This is a genomic window from Chryseobacterium sp. MYb264 (genome assembly GCF_035974275.1).
Taxonomy (GTDB): domain Bacteria; phylum Bacteroidota; class Bacteroidia; order Flavobacteriales; family Weeksellaceae; genus Chryseobacterium.
In genome coordinates this window covers 950,502-968,312 of the sequence record NZ_CP142422.1, presented here as the reverse complement: position 1 = coordinate 968,312, position 17,811 = coordinate 950,502, and the positions used below count along the sequence as shown (strand labels likewise).

Annotated in this window: 18 protein-coding genes; 13 read left to right on the top strand and 5 right to left on the bottom strand. The window is 35.2% G+C overall.

The annotated features are described in order from the left end of the window. Window positions 1-39: 39 nt before the first annotated feature. Window positions 40-1,329 (bottom strand): dihydrolipoamide acetyltransferase family protein, encoded by a 1,290-nt coding sequence (locus tag VUJ46_RS04245; RefSeq protein ID WP_326983760.1) that lies wholly within the window; start codon window positions 1,327-1,329, stop codon window positions 40-42. Window positions 1,330-1,392: 63 nt separating this feature from the next. Continuing rightward, a complete protein-coding gene (locus VUJ46_RS04240) occupies window positions 1,393-2,220 on the bottom strand; it encodes an SAM hydrolase/SAM-dependent halogenase family protein (RefSeq protein WP_326983759.1) in 828 nt (275 codons plus the stop codon). 132 nt (window positions 2,221-2,352) lie between these two features. On the opposite strand from VUJ46_RS04240, the gene VUJ46_RS04235 reads away from it, so the two are divergent. The 5 genes from VUJ46_RS04235 to VUJ46_RS04215 all read left to right on the top strand — a co-directional run bounded on the left by VUJ46_RS04235 (window position 2,353) and on the right by VUJ46_RS04215 (window position 6,279). Then, entirely contained in the window at window positions 2,353-3,312 is a 960-nt protein-coding gene (locus VUJ46_RS04235) for a PhoH family protein (RefSeq protein WP_326983758.1), read from the top strand. Between the two features lie 186 nt (window positions 3,313-3,498). Further along, window positions 3,499-3,666, top strand: a complete 168-nt coding sequence (locus VUJ46_RS04230) for a hypothetical protein (RefSeq protein WP_326983757.1) — start codon at window positions 3,499-3,501, stop codon at window positions 3,664-3,666. Between the two features lie 373 nt (window positions 3,667-4,039). Next, a complete protein-coding gene (locus tag VUJ46_RS04225; protein WP_326983756.1) occupies window positions 4,040-4,648 on the top strand; it encodes an outer membrane protein in 609 nt (202 codons plus the stop codon). Between the two features lie 281 nt (window positions 4,649-4,929). Further along, the gene (locus VUJ46_RS04220) at window positions 4,930-5,610 is read left to right on the top strand and encodes an outer membrane beta-barrel protein (RefSeq protein ID WP_326983755.1); all 681 of its coding nucleotides are present in this window, start codon (window positions 4,930-4,932) and stop codon (window positions 5,608-5,610) included. A gap of 36 nt (window positions 5,611-5,646) precedes the next feature. After that, window positions 5,647-6,279, top strand: coding sequence for an OmpW family outer membrane protein (locus tag VUJ46_RS04215; RefSeq protein WP_326983754.1), 633 nt, complete (start codon window positions 5,647-5,649; stop codon window positions 6,277-6,279). Window positions 6,280-6,362: 83 nt separating this feature from the next. Here VUJ46_RS04215 and VUJ46_RS04210 read toward each other — a convergent pair whose 3' ends face one another. The 3 genes from VUJ46_RS04210 to VUJ46_RS04200 form a co-directional block, all read right to left on the bottom strand. Further along, complete coding sequence (locus VUJ46_RS04210) at window positions 6,363-6,632, bottom strand: TM2 domain-containing protein (protein WP_326983753.1); 270 nt, start codon at window positions 6,630-6,632, stop codon at window positions 6,363-6,365. Window positions 6,633-6,680: 48 nt separating this feature from the next. After that, window positions 6,681-8,042: a signal recognition particle protein gene (gene ffh, locus VUJ46_RS04205; protein ID WP_326983752.1), complete on the bottom strand. Its 1,362-nt coding sequence runs from the start codon at window positions 8,040-8,042 to the stop codon at window positions 6,681-6,683. An 85-nt stretch (window positions 8,043-8,127) separates the two neighbouring features. Next, window positions 8,128-9,957: a hypothetical protein gene (locus VUJ46_RS04200; protein ID WP_326983751.1), complete on the bottom strand. Its 1,830-nt coding sequence runs from the start codon at window positions 9,955-9,957 to the stop codon at window positions 8,128-8,130. A gap of 720 nt (window positions 9,958-10,677) precedes the next feature. Between VUJ46_RS04200 and atpB the strand changes: the two genes are divergently transcribed. The 8 genes from atpB to VUJ46_RS04160 all read left to right on the top strand — a co-directional run bounded on the left by atpB (window position 10,678) and on the right by VUJ46_RS04160 (window position 17,471). Beyond that, complete coding sequence (gene atpB / locus VUJ46_RS04195) at window positions 10,678-11,757, top strand: F0F1 ATP synthase subunit A (protein ID WP_326983750.1); 1,080 nt, start codon at window positions 10,678-10,680, stop codon at window positions 11,755-11,757. Window positions 11,758-11,812: 55 nt separating this feature from the next. Then, window positions 11,813-12,022: an ATP synthase F0 subunit C gene (atpE, locus tag VUJ46_RS04190; RefSeq protein ID WP_034675836.1), complete on the top strand. Its 210-nt coding sequence runs from the start codon at window positions 11,813-11,815 to the stop codon at window positions 12,020-12,022. An 86-nt stretch (window positions 12,023-12,108) separates the two neighbouring features. Further along, window positions 12,109-12,603 (top strand): F0F1 ATP synthase subunit B, encoded by a 495-nt coding sequence (locus VUJ46_RS04185; protein ID WP_267402906.1) that lies wholly within the window; start codon window positions 12,109-12,111, stop codon window positions 12,601-12,603. A gap of 2 nt (window positions 12,604-12,605) precedes the next feature. Next, window positions 12,606-13,145, top strand: coding sequence for an ATP synthase F1 subunit delta (gene atpH / locus VUJ46_RS04180; protein ID WP_267402907.1), 540 nt, complete (start codon window positions 12,606-12,608; stop codon window positions 13,143-13,145). A gap of 18 nt (window positions 13,146-13,163) precedes the next feature. Next, window positions 13,164-14,741 (top strand): F0F1 ATP synthase subunit alpha, encoded by a 1,578-nt coding sequence (atpA, locus tag VUJ46_RS04175; protein ID WP_326983749.1) that lies wholly within the window; start codon window positions 13,164-13,166, stop codon window positions 14,739-14,741. A gap of 76 nt (window positions 14,742-14,817) precedes the next feature. Then, a complete protein-coding gene (gene atpG, locus VUJ46_RS04170; RefSeq protein ID WP_326983748.1) occupies window positions 14,818-15,687 on the top strand; it encodes an ATP synthase F1 subunit gamma in 870 nt (289 codons plus the stop codon). Window positions 15,688-15,792: 105 nt separating this feature from the next. Next, entirely contained in the window at window positions 15,793-17,151 is a 1,359-nt protein-coding gene (locus VUJ46_RS04165; protein WP_326983747.1) for a hemolysin family protein, read from the top strand. 14 nt (window positions 17,152-17,165) lie between these two features. Beyond that, a complete protein-coding gene (locus tag VUJ46_RS04160) occupies window positions 17,166-17,471 on the top strand; it encodes an ATP-dependent Clp protease adaptor ClpS (RefSeq protein ID WP_326983746.1) in 306 nt (101 codons plus the stop codon). Window positions 17,472-17,811 lie beyond the last annotated feature (340 nt).

Below are 17,811 nucleotides of genomic sequence, written 5' to 3'. Positions count from 1 at the left end.
GCAGCAAGTGAAAATTACTCATTACCAATTATTCATTACTTATATTTCGGTGTTCAGATCCCAGTTTTCAAGGTAATCGTGAACATGCTTCAGCATCATTCCGCCAAGAGATCCGTCTACCACTCTGTGGTCATAGGAGTGAGACATGAACATCAACTGACGAATTGCAATCACATCTCCATCTTTCGTTTCAAGAACAGCCGGTTTTTTTACGATGGCTCCGATTGCCATAATGGCTACCTGAGGCTGAGGAATAATAGGGGTTCCCATTAGGTTTCCAAAGCTTCCTACGTTAGAGATCGTATAGGTCGCTCCCTGAGTATCTTCAGGTCTTAATTTCTTATTTCTCGCTCTGTAAGCTAAATCATTGATGGCTTTTGCAAGACCTGAAAGTGATAACTGATCTGCATTTTTAATAACAGGAACAATTAAATTACCGTCTGGTAAGGCGGTTGCCATACCGATATTGATATTTTTCTTTTTAATAATATTATCTCCGCTGATAGAAACATTGATCATTGGGAAATCCTGAATTGCTTTTACGATCGCTTTTACGAAGATAGGCATGAACGTCAGTTTTTCACCTTCACGCTTTTCAAACATATCTTTGTTTTTAGCTCTCCATTTTACAACGTTGGTTACGTCTGTTTCAATGAAAGAAGTAACGTGAGGAGCAATTTGTTTGGCTTTCACCATGTTTTCAGCGATGATCTTTCTCATTCTGTCCATCGGAATGATCTCATCACCTGCAGCAGCAGTAATGGTAGCCGCCGGAGCTGAAGTTGCAACGGGTTGAGAAGCTACCGTAGCCCCCACCTGTGGAGCAGGCTGGTTTCCTCTGTTGCTTACGTAAGCTAAAATATCTTCTTTGGTAATTCTTCCTTCTAAACCGCTTCCTTTGATAGATTTAAGTTCAGTTTCAGAAATATTTTCCTGTTGTGCGATTGATTTTACAAGAGGAGAGAGATAAAGATCTCCCGAAAACTCTGTAGAAGCAGCAACCTGTAGCGGCTGTTCGATGGTTTTTAAGGTTTCAGCATCTGGTGCAGCCACCGGAGTTTCCGCTTTTACCGTATTTTCACCTTCACCTTCAATTTCTAAAATAGCAATGGCTTCACCTACTTTTGCAACCTCGTCCTTCTGTTTTAAAATCTTTACAATTTTCCCCGAAACGGGTGTCGGAACGTCTGAATCTACCTTATCTGTTGCAATTTCTACTACGGAATCATCTTCCTTTACACTATCGCCTTCGTTGAACAACCAAGTGATAATTGTCGCTTCCATAACCCCTTCTCCCATGGAAGGAAGCAATAATTTGTATTCTGCCATTTTTAATTTTTAGATTTTGACAAATATATAAAAAAAATCGATTTTTTTATGAAATATTAAATTTTAGGAAAATTCAATGTAAATTTTTTCTCCTACATTCATTCCAAACAGAGACTTGGCTCCGTTTTTTTTACTTCCTTTATAGATCGTTAACTCTAAAAGCTGACTGTCATTGAAAATGGCTGCCGACTGTCCGTGAAATTCAGTTTCCCGATCCCAATCTGAAACGACTTCCGTATGACTGGAAAACACTTTTGAAAGCGCCAGATTTCTGAATTTTATCCTGAAATTTTCATATCCTTTTCCAATTCCTTCAAAAAATTCTTTACCGATATTTGATATTATATTTCCGAAATTATCAATATAGGTAACCTCTCCAATAATCATTTTTTCGGATTCATTATACACGGGTTTAGGAAACAAAAGCTGCTTGGCATGCTCAATCTTCCTGCCGATAACTTCAGGAAGTCCTCCATTGGCCAAATGTACGGCTGCCGGTACAAAAACATCCATCGAGGTAAAGCTGACGACATCGTCAAACCTATTGTTGAGGGTGATTTCATACATGGCTTCGGGTTTAATATCAAAAAAAATTAAACTTAAAAGTCCGTTATCTGCAGCGATAAAATAATGGCCGGCGGATTTATAGACAATATTTTTCCGTGATTTATGCTGAAAACTGTCAACGGAAAGAATGTGAATGGTACCTTTCGGAAAGTGTTTGTAGGCATTTCTTACAATGTACGAAGTCTGTACAAGGTTGAAAGCCTGAATATCGTGAGTAATATCAACAATATTAACCTTCTGGTTTAGAGACAGGATACTGCCTTTCAGAGCGGCTACTCTGTAATCCAAATTTCCGAAATCTGAAGTTAGGGTTATTATTGACATGTATAGAAGTGAAATAATCGAATACTGCAAATTTATCTAAAATAAAAAGAAAGCCCGAAATAATATGGAAAAGAATTTGATATAAATTTCAAAAAAAGCTTTAAATTTAAAATCTAAAAATAAAAATACTGCATGTTTGAATTAACATATGATTTGGAAGATATCGATGCGAAAATCTTCTATGGAGTTAATAACCAATATTTCAATTTGATAAAATCAAGCTTTCCGACGCTTAAAATTACAGGGAGAGATCATTATATCTTTGCGATGGGTAATCAGGAGGCTTTAGATATATTTAAACAAAAACTGGATGATATCGTAAAATTTATTTCAAAAAATAATTCGATTGATCTTAAAGACGTTGAAAATATTCTCAATCTGAAAGACGAAAACGAAAAACAATTGGTTTTTGACCAGGATATTATCGTAAAAGGGGTAAACGGTAAAGTTATTAAGGCTAAAACCACCAATCTTAAAAAATTAGTAAAAGAAACTGAGAAAAAAGATATGGTTTTTGCCATAGGACCTGCGGGAACCGGAAAAACATATACCAGTGTGGCTTTGGCCGCAAAAGCCCTGCGGGATAAGTCGGTCAAAAGGATTGTTCTAACCAGACCGGCAGTGGAAGCGGGGGAGAGTTTAGGGTTTTTGCCGGGTGATTTAAAGGAGAAATTGGATCCTTATTTACAGCCTTTGTATGATGCGCTTCGTGATATGATTCCTCATGAAAAACTGGAAGGTTTTATCGAGAAAAAAGTGATTGAGGTGGCACCATTGGCTTTTATGAGAGGTAGGACGCTGGATGATGCTTTTGTAATTTTGGATGAAGCCCAAAATACCACGCATTCTCAGATGAAAATGTTTTTAACAAGAATGGGTATGAATGCGAAATTTATTATTACGGGGGATCCTAGTCAGGTAGATTTGCCGCCAAAGCAACAATCCGGATTAAAAGAAGCAATGAGAATCCTGAAGGATGTTAAGGAGATCGGTTTTGTGCATTTAACAGAAGAAGATGTGGTAAGACACCCTGTTGTAAAGAAAATTATTCTGGCTTATAACGCTGAAGACAAGAGACAGCGAAATGATTAGGGCGTTAATAAAGTATACCTTTTAAAATAAATAAAGCGAAGTCCATTACGGGTTAACTTCGCTTTTGTCTTTCTGAGCAAAAAAGGATCGGCTGACTTTGGAATAGCTGTTCTCTGCTAAAGCAAAAACTATATGACGGAGGCCTGAACATTCCTGGATTGAGAATGATCAGGTATTTATAAGAAATTGAATATTACTCCTTTTATTGGTGCAGAATATAGGCTGGAAAACGGATTAATCTTCGATGCTAGATACAATTATGGTATTTCTAATCTTGCGAAAGATGCTGGAGATGGAAAAGTAACGAATAGCTTTGCACAAATCGGTGTAGGTTTCAAATTTGGAGGAAACTAAGAGCATTAAAATCTTAAAAATACAAGGCGGGACAAGATTTGTTCCGCTTTTTTTATTGAATTGGCATGAAATTTTATGTTAAGAAGAATTAATTTTAACATATTAAGCTTAATTTTAAAGGCCAAAAACCTTGATTTTAACTTGAATTTATCGTTATATTAAGATTTAATAAAGTAAACGTTTTTCAACTACAGTTGAAAAATTGTTGTCTTTTCATTCAAAATATTGAGAAAAAATCAAAGTGCTTTAATTAATACGGTTTATTATCGAAAATTACCAATATTCATCAATGATATTAATCACATTAACAAATTTTAATATTAGCGGGTACCACTGTAATTTTGCCCTCAGAAAGTATTAAAATTTTTTAAAAATGAAAAAAGTATTATTAGCAGGTGCTATTGCACTTTTCGGTTTATCAAACGCTCAAATCGCTAAAGGAACTACATATTTGTCTGGAACTGTAAATTTTTCTTCAAACGAGGATAATAATACAGACAGAAAAATCGACAAACTAACATTAGTTCCTACAGTGGGTTATTTCGTTGGTACTAACTTAGCAGTTGGGGTTGGTGTAGGTTACACTCAGTCTACAAATAAAGTAGAAAATGATGTGACAAATACAAAATTTACTAAATCAGCTTTTGTTGTTGAGCCTTTCGTAAGAAAATACTGGACTTTAGGTGAGAAATTATACATCTTCGGACAACTTTCAGTTCCTATGGAGTTTGGAAGCGATAAAAACGAAGCTACTGTAGCAAACGTTTCTACTTCATCAAAAGATAAATTTAACTCATTCGGTGTTGCTGTTAAGCCAGGTTTAGATTATTTCTTGAACAAAAACTGGACTATCGAGGCTACAATCGGAGAGTTTGGATATAGCAACTTCAAATATAAAGATGCTAAAAGTATAAACAACTATAACTTCGGTCTTGACTTAGCGTCAGTAGGAATCGGTGTTAAATATGTTTTTGCTAAATAATAAACAAAACATATAAGCTGAAAAAGCTAAAAGTCCTGAGATTTTTCTTGGGACTTTTTCTCCATATAAAAACTAAACTTAAACCATGAATAAAACATTTCTTACAGGTGTTATCACACTTTTCGGGCGTTCGAATGCTCAGGTCTATGGTGAAACAGTCTATATTTCCATACCGTAGACGTCTATTCCAAGCGATAGAGTACGTTCTCAATAAATAAAATCAACATAAAAAGAAAGCTTTTATACTAAATTTTTAAGCTTTAAATATTTAAAACTAATTCATGAAAAAACTAATATTAGCAGTTGCTATTACACTTTTTGGGTTATCAAATGCTCAGATCAACAGAGGAGCTGTTTATATTTCAGGACAGGTAAATTATTCTAAAAACGAAGATAAAAATACCAACGATAGCAAGAAGGAATTTAAAATTTTACCAAGTGTAGGTGTTTTTGTAGCGCCTAATTTAGCGGTAGGGGCAAGCTGGGGATTTTCGCATACTAAAAGAATATCAAATCAAACTTTTAACGGAGGGAGCTATACGATGAATGTTGAATTTATAACGAAAGAACCAAGTTTTGTTATCGCTCCGTTTGTAAGGAAATACTGGACTTTATCTGACAAATTGTATTTCTTCGGACAGTTGGAAGTTCCGGTTCGTGTAGGTAAGACCGAGACTGAAATAAAAGCTCAGACTACAGATTTTATGTCGGGTAGCGTGTATGAGGATACACAATCTGCGGAATATAAGTTTGCTTCTGTTGGGGTAAACATCAAGCCGGGATTGGATTATTTTATCAATAAAAATTGGTCTGTTGAAGCGACAATAGGAGAGCTTGGATATGACAGATTTAAGTATAAAGATCTTGATAAAGCTGCGAATAACTCAAAATTTGGGTTGAATCTCTCTTCAGTAAGCTTTGGGGTAAAATATGTGATCAATAAAAAAGATAATCAACAATAAGATATAAACAAATTAATACTTTAAATTATTAAAACTATGAAAAAATTATTATTAGCGGGTGCTGTGGCACTTTTCGGATTGTCAAATGCACAAATGACAAAAGGAGACTGGGTAATCAGCGGAAACACAGGGTTAGGATTCAACGCTCAAAGCTCTACTGTGAAAGCTAATGGAGAGTCTAACGACGGGCCTAAAATCTCTAACTTTTCTATTACTCCTTCTGTAGGATATTTCGTAATCGACGGTTTGGCTGTAGGAATTGATTTAGGATTCAACAGCAATACAAACAAGTTTGACGGAGATAAATTAACAAATACTACATTTTCTGTAATGCCAACTGCAACGTATTATTTCAATACAGGAAGTAAATTTTTCCCATTCGTAGGAGCGGGTATCGGGTATGCTACTTATAAAGAAAAATACAGTCTTTCTTCTGGGGCTGCTTTTAATGCAGATGCTAAAAATGATGGTTTAACGTGGAAGGCTAAAGCTGGTGTAACGTATATGGCTACACCGTCTTTAGGAATCAATTTAGGACTTGGTTTTGATCAGTTCTACACTAAGAATACCGTTCTTAATACAGAGGTTAAAACAACAAGAAATAACTTCGGTGTAAACGTAGGTTTCTCTTACTTCATCAAAGCTAAAGCTCAGAAATCTGATAAATAATCTGGTTATTTTAAAGCTAAAAACGAAAAAACCGACTCATTTTTGAGTCGGTTTTATTATTTTGAAATGACAATTCAATTAGCTTAAAACCATTCTTTTTGGTTCTGAACGTAGGTTCTGTCAAATTCCTCATCAGATTTTGTAAGGTAAATAATTCCCTCAATTAAACCGATAAGTCCGCCAATACATAACAAGCTTAATAATAATTGAATAATACCCGCTTTGGTGTAGCCTAAATAAAATTTATGCACTCCAAATCCGCCTAGTAGAATTCCCAAAATTCCCGCTGTTATTTTCTTTTCAGACTTGTAAGGTTGAGGAACGTAATTTCCTTGCTTTTCATAAGTTTCCATAGTGTAATATTTTAAAAATGTTTATTTGGTGTGTTGTGTTTGGGTTGCTTATTTGCCGAACATTCCGCCCATTCCAGGCATATTTGGCATTTTGCTCATCATTTGCATCATTTGCTTACCTTGAGGGCCTTGCATCATCTTCATCATTTTACCCATCTGGTCGAATTGCTTCATCAATTGGTTTACGTCTTCAATTTTTCTTCCCGCACCTTTAGCAATTCTGTTTTTTCTTTGCGTATTGATAATAGAAGGTCTTCTTCTTTCGTCCGGAGTCATAGAATGGATGATCGCTTCAATGTGTTTGAATGCGTCATCGCTGATTTCAACATCTTTAATGGCTTTTCCAACACCAGGAATCATTCCCATCAAATCCTTCATATTCCCCATTTTTTTGATTTGATTGATTTGTTTTAAGAAATCATCAAAACCAAACTCGTTTTTAGCGATTTTCTTGTGAAGTTTTTTTGCTTCCTCTTCGTCAAACTGCTCCTGAGCTCTTTCTACCAAGGAAACAACGTCTCCCATTCCCAAGATTCTGTCTGCCATTCTTTCAGGGTAGAAAAGGTCTAAAGCTTCCATTTTCTCACCTGTAGAGATGAATTTGATTGGTTTTTCAACCACAGAACGAATCGTTAAAGCAGCTCCACCACGAGTATCACCGTCTAATTTCGTTAAAACAACCCCGTCAAAATTCAATGTATCGTTGAACGCTTTTGCAGTATTCACCGCATCCTGTCCCGTCATTGAATCTACAACGAAAAGAGTTTCATTAGGCGCAATAACAGAGTGAACGGTTTTAATTTCCTTCATCATCTGCTCATCGATCGCTAAACGACCTGCGGTATCTACGATTACTACGTCGTGACCATTAGCTTTAGCAAAATTAATTGCATTTTGAGAGATGCTTGAAGGATCCATAGAACCTTCTTCTGTGAAAACGGGAACCCCGATTTGCCCACCCAAAACTTTTAGCTGGTCGATCGCAGCCGGACGATAAACGTCACATGCTACCAAAAGAGGTTTTTTATTTCTTTTTGTCTTTAGATAATTTGCTAATTTTCCTGAGAAAGTAGTCTTACCAGAACCCTGAAGACCTGCAATTAAAATCACAGAAGGTTTTCCTGAAAGGTTGATTCCTTCCTGAGAACCACCCATTAAATCTACCAATTCGTCGTGAACGATTTTCGTCATCAACTGTCCCGGTGTAAGCGATGTAAGAACGTCTTGTCCTAGTGCTTTATCCTGAACTCTTTTAGTAAGATCTTTGGCAACTTTATAGTTAACATCGGCGTCTACCAATGCTCTACGAATTTCTTTTACGGTTTCCGCAACGTTGATCTCGGTGATTTTTCCACGCCCGGAAATATTATGAAGTGCTTTGTCTAATTTATCCTGTAAACTATTAAACATACTATTATATATATTATATGGTTTGCAAAAGTAACAATTTTCTCTTTAATAACCTTGAGATGATTGATATTTAAAAAGTTTTGAATTAATAATAAATTTCATTTTTCACATTCGGGAATTTAAAAGTAGAATCTCCGGGAATCACGTCGTTCATTTTAGGAGGTGCTATTTTTTTATTTAGTTTTTGAGATTGTAGTATTTTTTTCTCTCCATTGTCGCAATTTTCAACTGTTTTCTGATAAGTAGCATCGCCAGTGCTAATATTATAGTCGAATTTTACCATCTTATCACACGGGGCACCAAAACTTGCCGATGCACCGATGAGATACCAATCGCTGTGCTGAAAACGATAACGATGCGTATATTCCCATTTATCTCTGCTTCCTCCAAAATGATTGATGACGATGCATTTTTTAGCAATAGAAATTCCGTTGAAGGGATTTCCCATCATTCCACCGCTTTGTGACGAAAGTAGTGGGGCAGAAGTCTGATAAATGATTTTCCACTTTCCATCTTGTTTTTTATAAATGGCAAGTACTTGTTCTGCATCTTCACGATCTGTATTTGGCATTTCGTAAACTGCGGCAGCTTCGTCGTTTTCATCATCATCTAAATTTCCATAAGCAATTTCTTTTAATTCCCAATATTTTGGCGTGAAACTCTTAATATCATCAGATTCTTTTACAGTGATTTCCGAATCGTAAGAATTATTTTCGATGGCACGTTTTTTCTCATTCAGATAAGAATCTTTTTCCTGTGTAATTTCAGGGAGTGTTTCTCTTATTTTATTAATGATTTCCGGTATTTGCGGAAGTTTATTATTCTTTTGTTGCTGATCTTTTGTGTAATATTCAATTTCCCGGATTTCAATAGAAGTCAGATTTTTCTTTCCGATAATTCCTTTATTTGCTTCGCTGTAAAATTTCTTTTTTACAATCCAGTTTCCTTCTTTGTCATATTGATATTCAAATTCCTCGACACTTCCTATTGAACCATCATAATATTTGGTTTGGCTAAAAGTCAGATTAGCGTATTGATCGTACTTTTTATAGTTTTTTGAAGAGATTTCAGTTCCCAAAAGATGATAATCAGATTCTATAGTTTCTGTATAATCAGTATTATAAGTGAATTCAGTTTTATTTTCTAATCCTTTTTCATTGTACCAAATCTCTGATATCATATGACCTTTTTTATCATATTTAAAATAAACTTTTCTGCCTTCAACAACATAATTTTCAATTTCATAAAGTTTATAAACATCGTTCAGTAAGGATAATTTTTGAACTTTAGACTGGTAAAGCGGATTTATCTTTGTTAAATTTTTTTGATCGAAAATATAGATTTTGTCAGGACTCGAAAGACTGTCTGAACCAATCTGAGAAACGGTTATTGTTTTCTGACTTGCAGAATCTTGTATTTTGTACCTTGTATAATTACTTAAAGATGTTTTTGTTCCATTTTTTTCTAGTCTAATTTCCTCAGAAACGATTTGGTTTTTATCGTAGAAAAACCAATTTGAATATTGAGATTTCCCATATTCGCTATCATATTCATCTTCTTTTAAAACTAAATTTTCGGAAGATTCATTATAATAATAGGTTGAAGTTGAAAGACTGCTTCCTGAAATTTCTTTTCGGAAACTTCTTCTGCCATCCTTTCTGTAAATAGTGTGATTTACCAAGTGCAACGTTTTTCCTTCAAGTATCTTATCATCTTTTGATTTTTTCTGATTGCTGTCAGAAGTATAATTTTTTACAGAAAAAACATTTCCTTTCAATATATTTTTATCTTCAGAAGATTGTGAAAATGCTTCAATATCGAGATTTTCATTGATTTGCTTACTGGTAATATTTTGTTGAGAGCACATCGTGGTGCTTACTAAGAATAGAGTTAATTGTAAAAATATTTTCATCATAAATAGGATAGAAGGTGCATCTCTCAAAGATAAATTAAATAACCTTAGTTTGAGATAAGAAATCTTCTGAAAGCCAAAAACTCAACGAAAAAGAGAAAGTTTTGTTTTTTTGACTATGCGTAACCCCAATCTTCCATCCTCCCGCTTCCAATCACCTCACACACTTGGCTCTTTTTACTTTCTACTTTTAACTTAAAAAGGTTTCCCTTTTTTATTTCCTACCATATATATAAGGATATTAATAAATTTTGGTAGTTTTGCAGCCAATGGAAAAGGCTACAATTGTTTTTAAAGGACTGGGATTATTTTTATTGTTGTCCGCGGTATTATTTGCTTCGCAATATCTGTTAATGGAGAATGGGATTTTAAATCTTAATTTCAAAATTCATTTTCTGATGTTTTTTATTACGTTCATCGGTTTATTAACGATTTTAATCGTTTTTGCCTTAGAAAAAAAGAATATTATAGGATTTATTTTTCTTGGATTTGTAGTTTTTAAATTTTTTGCGATGGGATACATTGCACTTTTCCAGAAGGATTTTAGGCTAAATATCGTGCCCTACTTCATTATATACTGGATTTACCTTATAATAGAAGTTTTTTTTGTTCTTAGGCTGGTGAAAAAACAAGACTAATATCATGTCATAATAAATTAAAGAATTACTAAAAATAGAATATAATTTTATATTTTTGCAAAAATTTTAGAAATAGAATCTAGTTATGAGTTTTAAAAAACTGTTAATCGTCCTGCATCTAATTGTTTTCTGCTTCGGCTTTGCAGAAACACATGAAGGAAGTACGGAAACCGTAAAAGAGGAAAAGTACAATCCTGTTCCATTTATTATGCACCATATTGCAGATGCTCACAATTGGCATCTTTGGGGTGAAGGTCACAATTCTGTAGGAATTTCTTTGCCTGTAATTTTATGGGATAATGGGTTGAAAGTTTTCAGTTCAGAAAAATTCGGACACGAGGAGGAGAATGTTGCAGAAGTGGATGGTAAATTTTACAAAGTATTCCACAATAAAATCTACGCAACAGATGCAAACGGAACGTTGGATATGCACGAAGGTCACCCAACAAATGATGTTCCTTTAGACTTCTCTATTACTAAAGTTGTTGCACAAATGTTATTAGCTGCAGTGATCTTATTAATTATTGGTCTTGCTTCAGCTTCAAGTTATAAAAAATCTCAGGTTCCTTCAGGAATTGCTAAGTTTATCGAGCCGATCGTAGTTTTCGTAAGAGACGAAATCGCTCTTCAAAATATTGGATCTGTAAGATATCAGAAATATGTACCTTATTTGGTTACTTTATTCTTGTTCATCTGGGTTCTTAACATCTTAGGATTACTTCCGGGAGCAGCAAATACAACTGGTAACATTGCTTTCACAATGGTTTTAGCGGTATTCACTTTACTAATTGTGAACTTAAGCGGTAGAAAAACATATTGGATGCACATGTTCGATCCACTAGGAAGCAACATGCCTTTCGCAGGAAAGATCTTGGTTTACATTATCTTGGTTCCTGTAGAATTATTAGGAATTATTACTAAGCCTTTCGCATTGATGATTCGTCTTTTTGCTAACATGACGGCAGGACACATCATCATCATGAGTTTGATCGCGTTGATCTTCATCATGCAAACGTATGCTATTACTCCGGTATCATTAGGTTTATCATTATTTATCTATGTGTTGGAAGTATTGGTAGCAGCATTACAGGCTTATATCTTTACAATGTTAACAGCATTGTTTATCGGATCTGCGGTTGAGGAGCCTCACCACGATCACCACTAAAAAAGTGACAAAAAACAAATTAAGAAATAAAATAACTTTTTAAATATATAATATTATGACAGGTAGTATCGCAGCAATCGGAGCTGGTTTAGCAGTTCTTGGTGTAGGATTGGGAATTGGTAAAATTGGTGGTAGCGCAATGGAAGGTATTGCAAGACAACCAGAGCAATCAGGAAAAATCCAAACTGCAATGATTATCGCAGCGGCTCTTATCGAGGGTGCTGGTCTATTCGGTATCGTAGTAGCATTACTAGGAAACGGATAGTAAACAAACAGAATTCTACAAACGGTTGGTTTGTAGAATTCTTTTAAAAAAGTTAAAACAAATTAAAAATAATAATTGAATATAAAATGGACTTATTAACTCCTTCAATTGGTAATATTTTCTGGACAGCTGTAGTATTTTTATTACTAGTGGTTCTTCTTAAATCTTTAGCATGGAAGCCTATTCTTAGCGCTGTAAAAACAAGAGAAGACAATATTCAGGATGCTCTTAACCAGGCTAAATTGGCTAAAAAAGAAATGGAAGATCTTAAAGCTGACAACGAAAGAATTATGCGTGAGGCTAAGATCGAAAGAGATGCTATCCTAAAAGAAGCTAGAGAGATCAAAGACAGAATCGTAGGTGAAGCTAAAGATGCTGCAAAAGCTGAAGGAGAAAAATTGATCGAAGCGGCAAGACAATCTATCAATGCTGAGAAAAATGCTGCTATGGCAGACATCAAAACTACAATTGGTACTTTATCTGTAAACATCGCAGAATCTATCTTGAAGCAAAAGCTTGATAACAGCGAGGCTCAAAACGAATTAGTTCAAAATTATATAAACAAATCTAACCTTAACTAAGAATGCTTACATCTAAAGTAGCTAAAAGATACGCACAAGGTTTACTTGATTTTACAAACGAATCAGGGCAAACGGCTACTGTATTTTCTGAAATGAAAGATGTGGTGAAGATCATGAACGAATCTAAAGATTTGAACAGATTTTTTCTTACGCCTTACATCGATTCTAAAAAGAAAGTAGAAGTAGCAAACGAAATATTTAAAGGTTTATCTGTTTCTTCTCAGAATTTAATCACACTTGTTATTAAGCAAGGTCGTGAAAATCAACTGAAGAACATTGCTCAGGAATTCATCAATAAAGTGGAAGACATCAATGGTGTTAAGAGAATTACTTTAACAACTGCGACTGAATTGACAAAGGAGAATATCGAGCAGATTTTAAAATCTACAAGCTTAGTAAAAGCAGATGCTAATTTTGATCTTACAGTAAATGTAAACCCTTCGATTTTAGGAGGATACATTTTAAGAGTAGGAGACCAGCAGGTAGATGCTTCTGTGAAAGCGAAATTAAACCAAGTGAAAAAAGATTTTCAATTAAATTAAGAAAAAAACAACCATACAATGGCAGAAATAAATCCGGCAGAAGTATCTGCGATCTTAAAACAGCAATTGGCCAACTTCGATACTCAATCAAACGTTGAGGAAGTAGGTACAGTTTTAACCATCGGTGATGGTATTGCTCGTGTATACGGGTTAGAAAATGTACAATACGGTGAGTTGGTGAAGTTTGCTAGCGATGTAGAAGGTATTGTACTAAACCTTGAAGAAGACAACGTAGGTGTTGCTTTATTAGGTGAAAGTAAATTAGTAAAAGAAGGAGATACAGTAAGAAGAACAAACAGAATCTCTTCTATTAAAGTAGGAGAAGGAATGTTAGGTAGAGTAGTAGATACTCTTGGTAACCCTATCGATGGTAAAGGTCCTATTACTGGGGATTTATATGAAATGCCATTAGAAAGAAAAGCTCCCGGAGTTATCTTCAGACAGCCGGTAACTGAGCCTTTACAAACTGGTATTGTTGCAATTGATGCGATGATTCCTGTAGGAAGAGGTCAGAGAGAGCTTATCATTGGTGACAGACAGACAGGTAAAACTACTGTTGCGATCGATACGATCATCAACCAAAAAGAATTCTTTGATGCAGGTAAGCCTGTATATTGTATATATGTTGCTATCGGTCAGAAGGCTTCTACTGTAGCACAAATCGTTAAAACGCTTTCTGATAAAGGAGCTTTGGCATATACTGTAATCGTTGCAGCTAACGCATCAGATCCAGTTCCAATGCAGGTATATTCTGCAATGGCAGGTGCTTCTATCGGTGAGTTCTTCAGAGATACTGGTAGACCAGCTTTGATCGTTTATGATGATTTATCTAAACAAGCGGTAGCTTACCGTGAGCTTTCTCTACTATTGAGAAGACCACCGGGACGTGAGGCTTATCCTGGAGACGTTTTCTATCTTCACTCAAGATTATTGGAAAGAGCGGCAAAAGTAATCGCTGATGATAAAATTGCTAGCCAAATGAACGATTTACCAGAATCTTTAAAGCCAATCGTAAAAGGTGGCGGTTCATTAACGGCACTTCCAATCATTGAAACTCAGGCGGGTGACGTTTCTGCGTATATCCCAACAAACGTAATCTCTATTACAGACGGACAGATCTTCTTGGAGTCTGACTTGTTCAACTCAGGGGTTCGTCCTGCGATCAACGTAGGTATCTCTGTATCGAGAGTAGGAGGTAATGCTCAGATCAAATCAATGAAAAAAGTGTCTGGTACTCTTAAGTTAGATCAGGCTCAGTATAAAGAACTGGAAGCGTTCGCGAAATTCGGTTCAGACCTTGATGCTTCTACTTTAGCAGTAATCTCTAAAGGAGAAAGAAACGTAGAAATCCTTAAGCAGCCGGTAAATGCACCACTTCCTGTAGATAGTCAGGTAGCAATGGTATATGCCGGAACAGAAAACTTAATGAGAAACGTTCCTATCAAAAAAGTAAAAGAATTCCAGGTAGAATATATCGAGTTCCTAAGATCTAAGCACCCAGAAACAATGGCTGCTATTAAAGCTGGAAAAATCGATAACGATATTACTAGCGTTCTTAAGCAGGCTGCTAACGATTTAGCTTCTAAATATAACTAAAAAATTCAATGTTTAAGGTTTAGAATTAAATGTTTTAAACCTTAAACTTTAGACCTTAAACCTTGAACCAAAATTAATGGCAAACTTAAAAGAAATACGAGGTAGAATATCGTCAATTTCATCTACGATGCAGATTACACGTGCTATGAAAATGGTTTCCGCTGCGAAACTTAAAAAAGCACAGGATGCCATCGTAATGTTGAGACCTTATTCTGAAAAATTGCAGGAATTGATCGAGAATGTAAATTCTAGCTCAGATCCTGATCAGGTTTCTGTTTATGCTCAAAAAAGAGAGGTTAAAAGAGTACTTTTCATCGCTGTTACTTCAAACAGAGGTTTGGCGGGAGCTTTCAACTCATCTATCGTAAAAGAGCTTAATGCCCAGTTTCAGAACAATTCTCAATACGAGGTAGAAGTTCTTTCTATTGGTAAAAAAGCGTACGATGCGGTAAGAAAAACACGTACAGTATATGCTAACGCAAGTTCAGTTTTTGATAATTTGAACTTTGATACAGTAGCACATGTTACAGAAGGTGTTATGAAAAGCTTTACTGAAGGTAAATTTGATGAAGTATATGTTATTTACAATAAATTCGTCAATGCTGCTACTCAGGAAGTAACTACAGAAAAACTTCTTCCTATTTCTATGGAAGAGGTAGATACTACAGAATCTCAAGTAGAGACAGATTATATTTTTGAGCCAAATAAAGCGGAAATCTTAGATAATTTGATTCCGAAATCTATTAAAACTCAGGTTTTCAAAGCAATCTTAGATTCAGTTGCATCTGAACACGGAGCGAGAATGACTGCAATGCACAAAGCAACAGACAACGCGCAGGCCTTGAAAAATGATCTTGTGATCTTCTACAACAAAGCAAGACAGGCTGCTATTACAAACGAAATCTTAGAGATCGTTTCCGGAGCAGAAGCCTTGAAAAATTCGTAAGAAATTACATTTTTAACAAAATATTAAAAGCATTGGGTATCTCAATGCTTTTTTTGTTATTTTTATTTTGTATATCTTTGTAAGAATAAATTATATAATTTCTAAATGGACTCGGACATAGTCAGGCTTTTGCTAGCCTTATTACTTGTTTTACTTAATGGCTTTTTCGTAGCCGCAGAATTTTCAATTGTTAAAGTTCGTTATTCTCAAATCCAATTAAAAGCAGCCGAAGGTAACTCTATGGCGAAGCAGGCAGAGCATATCATTAAGCATCTTGATGAATACCTGTCGGCAACGCAGCTGGGGATTACATTGGCTTCACTAGCCTTAGGTTGGGTGGGAGAAAGCGCCTTACACCACGTTGTGGAAAGCATTTTTCAGTCTCTGAATGTAGAAATGGCTCAAACAACGATCACAACAATTTCAGTTGTTGTAAGTTTTGTATTAATTACAGTAATGCATATTGTTTTTGGGGAATTAATTCCGAAATCAATCGCGATCAGAAAATCAGAAGCTACTACAATGGCTACAGCAGTGCCGTTGAGAGTTTTCTATACTGTTTTCAAACCATTTATCTGGTTGATGAATTTGATGTCGAACGGATTTTTAAGATTAATTAAAATTCACCCGGCTTCCGAACAGGAGATTCACTCTACTGAAGAATTGCAGTTGTTGGTAAAACAAAGTGCAGACAGCGGCGAAATTGAGGAGGAAAACTATGAGATCATTAAAAATGCCTTTGATTTTACAGATCACTCGGCAAAACAGATCATGGTTCCTCGTCAGAATATTACATCGATCGATTTTGAAGAAGATATCAATGAGATCATCAACAAAATCATGGAAAGCGGATATTCCAGAATTCCGGTGTATGTTGATTCTATCGATAATGTGATCGGTATTTTATACACGAAAGAGATCATTAGAGAATTTGTAAAGAGAAAAGGTGAGCTGAATCACGAAGATCTTAAAGAACTGATGCGTGATGCTTTTTTCGTAGTTGGAAGCAAAAAGATCTCGGATCTATTGAAGATTTTCCAGCAGAAGAAACAGCATTTAGCGATTGTTATCGATGAGTTTGGTGGAACGGAAGGTATCATTACTCTTGAAGATATTTTAGAGGAATTGGTGGGTGAAATTCAGGATGAAGAAGACGATGAAGAGAAAATTGTTGATAAAATTGCCGAAAATACCTATTGGGTACAGGCCACTCAGCCTTTGGATGAGATCAATGAATTTTTACCTAAAAAACTACCGCTTTCAGAGGAAAGTGAGTACAATTCATTAGCCGGATTTATTCTTCACGCATTGGAAGATATTCCTGAAGAAAATCAGGAGTTTGACATGGAAAATTATCATTTCAAGATCTTGAAAATGAATAATAAAAGCGTTGAGCTTGTGGAATTGGTGTATGAAGCGCCAAATAATATCAATGATTTAGCCGAAAAAATAGGCGAAGTTTAAAAGAATTAAGAAAAATGTTTTTTTATAACAGTATAAAAGATTACGACAATCCGAAACGTCAGTATGAAGAAGAAGTGCTGGTGCTGGACGATACGGATGAAGTGTATAAATTGGTGTTGCATAATGACGATATTCATACTTTTGATTTTGTAATCGATTGTTTGATCGAAATTTGCAAGCATACCTTAGAACAGGCCGAGCAATGTACCATGTTGGTGCATTACAAAGGCAAATGCACAGTAAAAACAGGCTCTTTAGATGTTTTAAAACCTATGCATGAAAGACTTATTTCAAGAGAATTAACAAGCGAAATAGTATAACAGAATCCGGCAGTAATGTCGGATTTTTTTGTTAAAATTGAAATCTCCGTTGATTTTTACAAATGAAATCGTGAAGTATTTCCTTTGAGTCGATGAATAATATTTCGACGGAGTCAAACGACTTAATGACTATTAATATTCTTTTTGTTATAAATTTACCAAAAAACCACGAAGTGGTTTAATATGAATAGCGTCAGGTGAAACCCGATGAATACGCATGTTTTATAATTATGTAACCCTGAAAGAGTTAAATAATTTAAAGAAAATCTTAAAGACAAAATGGTATAATTAAAACGTCGCTATCATTTGTTGAGCAAAGCGCCCTTGCGAGCTAAAAATA

Bases quoted from the DNA above. Each gene is read 5' to 3' on its own strand.
- VUJ46_RS04220 (WP_326983755.1), top strand. From the start codon at position 4,930: ATGAAAAAACTAATATTAGCAGTTGCTATTACACTTTTTGGGTTATCA.
- VUJ46_RS04245 (WP_326983760.1), bottom strand. From the start codon at position 1,329: ATGGCAGAATACAAATTATTGCTTCCTTCCATGGGAGAAGGGGTTATG.
- atpA (WP_326983749.1), top strand. From the start codon at position 13,164: ATGGCAGAAATAAATCCGGCAGAAGTATCTGCGATCTTAAAACAGCAA.
- atpG (WP_326983748.1), top strand. From the start codon at position 14,818: ATGGCAAACTTAAAAGAAATACGAGGTAGAATATCGTCAATTTCATCT.
- VUJ46_RS04200 (WP_326983751.1), bottom strand. From the start codon at position 9,957: ATGATGAAAATATTTTTACAATTAACTCTATTCTTAGTAAGCACCACG.
- VUJ46_RS04215 (WP_326983754.1), top strand. From the start codon at position 5,647: ATGAAAAAATTATTATTAGCGGGTGCTGTGGCACTTTTCGGATTGTCA.
- ffh (WP_326983752.1), bottom strand. From the start codon at position 8,042: ATGTTTAATAGTTTACAGGATAAATTAGACAAAGCACTTCATAATATT.
- VUJ46_RS04165 (WP_326983747.1), top strand. From the start codon at position 15,793: ATGGACTCGGACATAGTCAGGCTTTTGCTAGCCTTATTACTTGTTTTA.
- VUJ46_RS04160 (WP_326983746.1), top strand. From the start codon at position 17,166: ATGTTTTTTTATAACAGTATAAAAGATTACGACAATCCGAAACGTCAG.
- VUJ46_RS04210 (WP_326983753.1), bottom strand. From the start codon at position 6,632: ATGGAAACTTATGAAAAGCAAGGAAATTACGTTCCTCAACCTTACAAG.
- VUJ46_RS04235 (WP_326983758.1), top strand. From the start codon at position 2,353: ATGTTTGAATTAACATATGATTTGGAAGATATCGATGCGAAAATCTTC.
- atpB (WP_326983750.1), top strand. From the start codon at position 10,678: ATGAGTTTTAAAAAACTGTTAATCGTCCTGCATCTAATTGTTTTCTGC.
- atpE (WP_034675836.1), top strand. From the start codon at position 11,813: ATGACAGGTAGTATCGCAGCAATCGGAGCTGGTTTAGCAGTTCTTGGT.
- VUJ46_RS04240 (WP_326983759.1), bottom strand. From the start codon at position 2,220: ATGTCAATAATAACCCTAACTTCAGATTTCGGAAATTTGGATTACAGA.
- atpH (WP_267402907.1), top strand. From the start codon at position 12,606: ATGCTTACATCTAAAGTAGCTAAAAGATACGCACAAGGTTTACTTGAT.
- VUJ46_RS04185 (WP_267402906.1), top strand. From the start codon at position 12,109: ATGGACTTATTAACTCCTTCAATTGGTAATATTTTCTGGACAGCTGTA.
- VUJ46_RS04225 (WP_326983756.1), top strand. From the start codon at position 4,040: ATGAAAAAAGTATTATTAGCAGGTGCTATTGCACTTTTCGGTTTATCA.